Origin of the sequence: Frankia gtarii, from assembly GCF_025403375.1 — a bacterium.
Classification (GTDB): Bacteria; Actinomycetota; Actinomycetes; order Frankiales; family Frankiaceae; genus Frankia; species Frankia gtarii.
On sequence record NZ_JAMPTM010000355.1, the window covers coordinates 1 to 6,308 of the forward strand.

The 6,308-nt window shown below is 73.3% G+C and carries 3 protein-coding genes; all 3 read right to left on the minus strand.

The genetic code is table 11. The features are described from left to right. Positions 1-442, minus strand: a 442-nt coding sequence (locus tag NBZ83_RS29230) for a replication-relaxation family protein (protein WP_261576240.1), incomplete at its 3' end; no start/stop codon positions are given. 34 nt (positions 443-476) lie between these two features. Beyond that, entirely contained in the window at positions 477-2,975 is a 2,499-nt protein-coding gene (locus tag NBZ83_RS29235; protein ID WP_261562784.1) for a DUF8128 domain-containing protein, read from the minus strand. 34 nt (positions 2,976-3,009) lie between these two features. Beyond that, positions 3,010-6,153, minus strand: a complete 3,144-nt coding sequence (locus NBZ83_RS29240; protein WP_261562783.1) for a PrgI family protein — start codon at positions 6,151-6,153, stop codon at positions 3,010-3,012. Between the last annotated feature and the right edge of the window lie 155 nt (positions 6,154-6,308).

Below are 6,308 nucleotides of genomic sequence, written 5' to 3' on the forward strand. Positions count from 1 at the left end.
GGTGGGTGAAGAAGCCGTTGACGGCGACGCGGTGGGCGAGCTGGGGCCAGTAGGCGACGCCGAGCGCGCGGTCGTGCCGGTAGCCGGTCGCGGCCAGGTCGAGGCCGTCTTCGGCGGCGAGCAGGGCGGCGCCGGCGACGTCGCAGACGTAGTGCGCCGGGGGCATGCCCTCACCGAGGGGGCTGAGGGGCTGGAAACGGTCGATGACGCGCCAGCGGTAAAGCTGGAGCAACCTCTCGTTGGCGGTGCGCCGCGTGGGCCAGCCGACCTGGACGAGCTGGTGGGTAGTCAGGACCCGGTGCTCGTAAAGGAGCCGGGCAATCCAGCGGTCGCGCGAGCTGAGGTGAGGGGTGAGGTTCGCCAGGTGTTCGGCGTCGGCGACGACGCGGGCGGCGGGACGCAACGGGACGCGCAGGGCGCGTTGCGGCAACGGTTTGGCCATCGATGGTCCTTCGTGGTGGCAGCGAGGCGCGCGGTCAGGCGACGCGGCGCGGGTCGGAGGTGGGCCGCGGACCCGGACCGGTGGGAGCCGGCGCGGCGGGGGTGGCCGCGCGGCGGCGCAGCGCCCGGCGGATCTGCGCGGCGCGGCCCGGCACCGGGGCGGGGAGTTTTTCCGTGACGACCGTGAAGGCGGGAGCTTCTTCCCCGCCGACGACCAGGCGGGCGGCGGCGTGGAACACGCCGAGGTTGGCCAGGTCGTGCTCGGCCAGCCGGGGCTCGACGTGGCGGGCGAGCCGTTTCGCGTCCGCCGGGCTCACCGTGAAATAGATCTTGCTGCGGGCGTTGGCGCCGATGCTTTCTTCCAGGTGCCGAGGCAGCTGGGTAAGGTTCTGATGCGCCAGAACGATCCCGAGCCGGTAGCCGCGTGCGGCGGCGAGCATGTCCTCCAACGCGTACGGAAGCGTGAGGAAGTTGTGGGCCTCGTCCAGGTACAGACTGGCGTCGGGCCTTTTCCCTTGGGGCAGGCGGGCGCGCCGGGTGGTGGACTGCCAGACCGCAGAGACGACGATCGAGCCCATCAGCGCCGCGGTCTCGACCCCGAGGGCGTCTTGGGCGATGCGGACCAGGCACACCCCGCCGTCGTTCAACACCGCGTCCATGTCGACAGTCGAGGGGCCGGCCGCGATCGCGGCCCGCACAAACGGCCGCAACAGGAACCCACGGAGTTTGTTCATCAGCGGGGCGACGACGTGGCCTCGCGCGGCCTCGGAGAGGGCTTCGTACCAGGTCCAGAAGCCGGCCAGGATGTCGTCGTCGATCTCACCGAGTGCCCGGTGGCGGTAGGCGGTGTCGGTCAGCAGTTTCGGCAGATCCGTGATCACAGGAACGCCGGGTTGAGCGGCAAGGGTGAGCAGACCGGCGCGGAAAATATCCTCGGTCCGGGGCCCCCACGAGTCGGCGTACACCCGGGAGAAGATCGAGACGAGGTTGTCGACGGCCCGCCCCCTGTCGGGCTGGTCCAGCGGGTTCAGGCACGGCGGTCGGCTGTTCGACTCGGCGTCGAACAGAACGAGGCGGTCGAGGGCGTCCAGGGGGTAGCGGGCGAGGATGTCGATGATCTGGTCGCCCTTCGGGTCGACATTGACTACACCTCGGTGCGCGGCGACGTCGTCGAGCGTCATGCGGGCGAGCAGTTCGGATTTGCCCGCGCCGGTCGCGCCGAGGACGTGCAGGTGATGCCGGGCGTCCGGGACCCGCAGACCGACCGGCCGCGCCTGCCCGGCGTCGGTGCGCCCGATGGGGCGGACGTTCGGGCCGGGGCCGGCAACGCCGGGCGGCGGGGCGATGGCCTTCGCGCCGGCGCGTTGCAGGCCGGGGGTCGCCTCGTCGACCGGCAGGTGCGCGAGCGTGCCGAGTTCGGCGACCGAGAGCAGGTCGCCGCGGCCGAACTGCCGGGCGGCGAGGACGGGCAGCGGGCGGCGTAGCCGGACCCGGCGGTAGTAGTTGTGGTCGCCGTAGGCGGCGAACGCCGACGCGATGGCGTGCGCCCGGCCGCGTAGCTGGCTGGCCACCTGCGCGGTGGTGGTGTCGTCGGTGTGCTCGTCGAGGATCGCGGCGATGGCGTAGCGGACGCGGACCTCGTACTGGGCACCGCGCTGCTTCGTGACGATGGCGCGGTCCTCCGCGGACAGGGCCAGCGACGTCTGCGGGTCGACCTTCACCGTGGCGGTAGCCGTCCGGCGGCGCTGCCGGGTGCGGCCGGTGTGGGGTGTGAGCAGGTCCAGTAGGCCGCCGGCCAGGTGCGCCGAGCCGGCGGCGCGTAGCCGGCGGGCAGCCCGACGCGCTTTGGCAACACGGCGGCCGGTGACCGGCCGGGCCAGGATCTGCACCGCCGCCCGCTGGTTACGGGCCAGGCTGCCGGGCGCGCCGAGCAGGGCGCGCAGGGGGTCGGCGTCGTGGTCGACCCGGATGGGCAGCGCTTCGGGGCGGGCGAGGCGCAGTTCGCCGCCGGCGGCGAGCAGCCGCCGTCCCGGCCGGGCCACGACGGGCAGCGGCGCGCGGGCGGGGGTGGTGTGGGTGTGCGCGCCGGGCCAGGACGCCTCGACGGCTCGTTCCACCATCCCGTCGGGCACGACGCCGGGTACCCAGATCTGGATGCGGACCCCGTCGCCGGTGAACTGGTACTCCCACACCAGGTGCGGCTGGCCGACCAGGCGTCGCCAGCCGGGGCGGAGCAGGCCGAGCAGATTCGCCCACAGGGCGGACGCGCCCGCCGGGTCGACGGTGGGCGGGGCCAGCACGGTCACCAGGCGGGCGCCGGCGATCAGCCGCTGCTGGTAGCGGCGGCGCAGCCGCCGACGCCCGGTGAGTAGACCGGCGGCGGCGAGGATGAGCAGCGGGCCGGCGACAGGGCCCCAGACCAGCGCCCACCCCCGTAGCGCGCCGAGGATCTGGTGGAGGAAGCCCCCCGGGTCGGTCAGATAGGTGGCAAGCGGCGACGACGGCGTGGTAGCCGCCGCGGCGAACAGATCCATGGCTACGATCTCCCTGCGGATACGACGATGCTGGTCAGGCGGCATCGAGATAGATCTGGCCGTCGTCATCGGTCGAGTCATCCGGCACGGCGAGATCGAGAAAGCCGCCGTCGTCGGGGTCGGCGGCGAGTTCGGCCGGGTTGGTCGTGACCAGGCGGTGCTCGACATGCGAGGCCAGAGCCTGAAAAGCAACCCGCTGTGCCCCCGCCGCGAGGAGCCCCTGCCCGCGGTCGGCGGACAGCAGGAACTGCCGTTCGCCTTGGGACAGGTCGAACACGGCGGTGATCTCATCGATCGCCTGCGGTGCCTGCCTCAACAAAATTTGCGTGGCGGCGTTGGTGACGATCGCCTTGCCGAGGTCGGTGGCGAGCACGTCGGCGGTGTCCTGGGTCGCCACGGTGAGCCCGGCCCAGTACTTGCGGGACGACTTCGCCATCCGGAACAGGAAGTCCGCGCCCGCCTGCTGGCGCATCAGCAGCCACGCCTCGTCCACAACCACGAGCCGGGGCCGCCGGTCGGCGGGGTTCGACACCCGTCGCCAGACGGCGTCGAGGACGAGCAGCGTGCCGATGGCTTTGACCTCGTCGGGCAGGTCCCGCAGCGAGTAGACGACCAGGTGGCCGTCGCCGCGGCCGGTGGTCGGCCCGTCGAACAGACCCGAGAACGCCCCAGCCGTGAACGGGTGCAGCCGGGCGCCAAGCGCCACCGCCGCCGGGTCCTCCGAGGCGGCCAGCCGGGCGGCGAGATCGGCCAGCAGCGGCGCCGGCCGGCCCCAGCTACGCGGGTCGGAGCTGATCCCCGCCGCCTGGTAGGTCGCGGTGATCGCGACGTCGAGGGCCGCCCGTTCGGCCGGAGTCAGCTGTCCGACCAGGACGGAGATGACGGTGTGCAGGAACAGGCTGCGGCGCACCAGCGCGTCGCGCGGCGCGGTCCGACGGCCGTCCGGGGTGGTCTGGATGGGCAGGTCGAACGGGTTGATCCGCACGTGGTCGGCGCCGAGGTGCAGGTAGCTGCCGTCGACCGCGATGGCCAGCCGAGCGTATTCGTCTTCGGGGTCGACGACGTGGACCTCGATACCCCGGTAGAGGCTGCGCAGGAGTTCGAGCTTGACCAGATAGCTCTTCCCCGCGCCGCTGCGGCCGAGGATCACGGCGTTGTGGTTGTCGACGTCGCCGAACCGGTCCCAGTGCACCAGCCCGTTGCTGGCGACGTTGAGCCCGTAGAGCACCCCGGTCGGCGCCAACGACGTCGGGTCGGCGGGCGGCAGGTCCGGACTGGTGAACGGAAACGCCGCACTCAAGGCCGCGGTGTCGAAGGTGCGGCGCATCCGCACCTGGTCCAACCCCAGCGGCAGAGTGCTCACCCAGCCTTGCAGGGACCGGTAGCTGACCGGTTTCGCGTCCAGCAGCAGGCTGGCCGCCAACGCCCGCACGGCAGCGACCTCATCGGCCAACTCGGCTTCGCTGGTCGCGTGGACGGTGAGGTACAGACCAAGCCTGAACAGCTTCCCTTCGCCGCGGGCGACGCGGGCGGACAGGTCGTAAGCGTCCTCGGTCGCCGCCTCGACCTGCGGGTCAATCAGCCGGCCCTTCTCATCACCCACCTGCCGGCCAGATTCGAGTTTGGACAGCTGCCGGCGTAGCCGATTCGCCGCGGTGACCGGATCGATCGGCTCGACATGCACCGCGACATCAAGCCGGCCCGGGTAGGTCAGCAGCGGGGCGAGCCAGCCGGCGTGGACCTCCCGCGGATACCCGGTGATCGCCATCGTGGCGAGGACGTCCCCGCCCACGTCCAGGTGGCGCGGGGCGATCGACAGCGCGTCCGGGACGAACGCTGCCGCGGCGGCGTCCACGGTGGACGGGCTGGGGGCCTGCGCGGAGGCCCGGCGTCGGGCTCGTCTGCTCATCGGGCGTGTCCCCTCCGTCGTGTGGGTCGTGCTGGCCGTCGGGAGCCGCCGTCGGAGCGCCCGGCGGGCGGGCGGAGGTCGGGCCGGGTCCCAGAAGTCGGGATCGCCGGTGTCCAGCGGGCCGTCCCCGTCGGCGTCCGGGTCGTCGAACTCGTCGTCGTCCAGGAAGCCGCCGTCGTCGGGGTCGGGCTGGTAGGCCGGGTAGTCCTCGGGGAGGTCGGCGGTGATGACCTCGTCGGGCGCGGCGAGCGCGGCCGGCGGCACCAGACCGGCCGGGTTGCAGGCCGCGGCCAGCACGCTGGTCGCCGTCCCCGCGTCCAGCGGCGTGACCACAATCCCCGCCGGTGCCAGCAGGTCGGTCGCCTCGGCGAGACGGCGGGCGAGCCGGGTGTGCGCGGCCCGTCTGATCGCCTGTCCGGCACGGCGAGCGTCGCGGGCCGCAGCCCGCCGGCCCGACAACGCGGCCAGGGGAGAGGCACCGCCGAGCCCGTCGACCGGGCCGGCCGTGACCAGCGGCTCGCGGAGCACCAGCAGCACCTGGCGGGTCAGCAGCTGCATCTCGGCGGCGAGGTGAGCCAGGTAGGTGGCGTGTTCGCGGGCGGCGTGCGCCAGCGCCGGGTGGGGCAGCTGCTCGGCGGCATCGTCGAGCTGCTGAATCTGGGCGCTCAGGTCTGCGGGCATAGCCCGCACGAGGATCTGTACCGGGGCGGTCAACGAGTGCAGGTAACGGGCGAACACGGCGACGAGGGCGTCCTGCTCCCCGGGGGTGCGCAGCGCGAAGTTCACCGTGCTCGCGACCGCGACGACCGCCAGCCCGTCGCCGCCGAGGTCGATCACGCCGACCCCGGCCTGGCCGGTGACGGTGCGGGCCGGCAGCCGCAGCGGCGCCGCGCTCTGTGCGTCCGCGGCCGGCCGTCGGCCACCAGTGCCGCTGGTGGCACGGGCGGCCAGCCAGGACGGTGGTGCGATCACACCTTCGGGGGCGTTGATCCGGTGCCGCGGGCTGGTCCGCTGGCGGATCGCGGCGGCCAACAGCCGATCCAGGGACAGCCCGTCGCGCTGGCCCAGCACGAGGACGCCGGCGCCGGCCGCGACCGGCACGGCGAGCACCGCGAACACCAGCAGCGGCACCAGACTGCGGGTCGCGGCCCAGGCGAGGTAGAGCACGATGGCGGTCAGCGCGAGGATCAGCACCTGACGGGCGGTCAGGTTCGCGACGATCCGGTCCTCACGGTCAACATCGGCGGGTATGTGGACGGGATGCGTCACGGTCGGGGACCTCCGGGTGGTGGTGGTGCGGTGAAGCGCGGCATCGGGACAGCACGACGTGGCGCCGGCGGGCGTGGCGCTTGTGGCGTGGCCGGACGTGGTGCCTGCGGGCGCGGTCGGCGCGGTGGCGGCGGGGCCGCGGAGCGGCGGGGAAG

What these genes read in the sequence shown, in the direction of transcription:
- NBZ83_RS29235 (WP_261562784.1), bottom strand. Translation starts at nt 2,975, where the DNA reads ATGGATCTGTTCGCCGCGGCGGCTACCACGCCGTCGTCGCCGCTTGCC.